Source organism: Endozoicomonas sp., from assembly GCF_051008435.1.
GTDB lineage: Bacteria > Pseudomonadota > Gammaproteobacteria > Pseudomonadales > Endozoicomonadaceae > Endozoicomonas_A.
The window spans coordinates 1-1,048 of sequence record NZ_JBPCXO010000080.1; the positions used below are offsets into that span (position 1 = coordinate 1).

General features: G+C 50.9%; 1 protein-coding gene. It reads left to right on the plus strand.

Features of this window, described 5'->3' with window-relative positions; translation table 11 throughout:
• Positions 1 to 944 (plus strand): hypothetical protein (locus ACR2PX_RS03615; RefSeq protein ID WP_433997996.1); only part of this gene is annotated, 944 nt, incomplete at its 5' end.
• Positions 945 to 1,048 lie beyond the last annotated feature (104 nt).

Genomic DNA, 1,048 nt, shown 5'->3' on the forward strand with positions numbered 1-1,048 from the left:
TTAACAACATCCGGAATACCGTAAATAACCAAGTTCAACAAAATCTGAAGAACAGCCCATATAACCAGGCCAACATGCAGCAGTGGCATCAGAATATGCACGCGCAGGGGGCGGCTGAAACACAGCACCGCATTCAACAACAAGCATCAGCGGCTGGTGCTGAAGCAGAGAGACGGAAAATTGCAGGGCAACAGCCAGCGGACCCTCAAAAGGAGCCTGAACCTTACACCTATACCGATCCGAGGTATTTGGCGAATAATGCCTTGTCCGACTGTCTCTCATCGGGAGAGAACGCCTTTAAATGTTTAACTCTGTACGGCAAGGACCCGCACGCACGCTACGGCCATGGTGAGTGGGTTGTGGTTAAACCCAAGCGTACTGCAGCTGAATTGAAAGAAATTACAGCTTTAGCGGATGAACTCGACGTGGATGAAGACTGGGGTACTCACTCTCTCACACTCGAATCTACAGCCAGTACACCGCCTACTCATACTCCAACACCATCCTCCCAGGCAACTTCTCCAGACCTTGATCCTTTTGATCTTGACGAAGACTGGGGAGACGAAGGAGATCAGCAAACAGGCTCCCTCAGCGAGCTGCGAAAAGACACAGAGCCGCTCTCGTTTTGTAAGGTGGGCAGCTGCCTTGACGAGATAGAATTGAACTACGATGGCCAGCTGTTGGCGTCTGTAGGCATTGATGATGCCCTGATAAGCAGCGCCATCAGTGGTCATCCAGTGGCTAGAACTGTAGCAGCCCTGACCACTGCAGGTATGGCCGCGTGGCAATGGGCAAGAGAAAAAGGAACGATTCCTGATGAGGAGTCAGTGACCCGCTCATACAGCTACCACGGCAATGGCAAAGTGACGGATATGTCAGGGGAGCCCTTACCTTATATAGCCGCCAAAGGACGTGTAGACGGCCTAGGAGCCTGTCGGACTTAGCCGACCGTAGCGAGAAAAAGTCCGGTTTGAGACAGTTTTTATGATTATTTGAGGCGAATAGCGAGCTATTCAACGAAAAGAATCATAAAAAATGGCCAAATCCG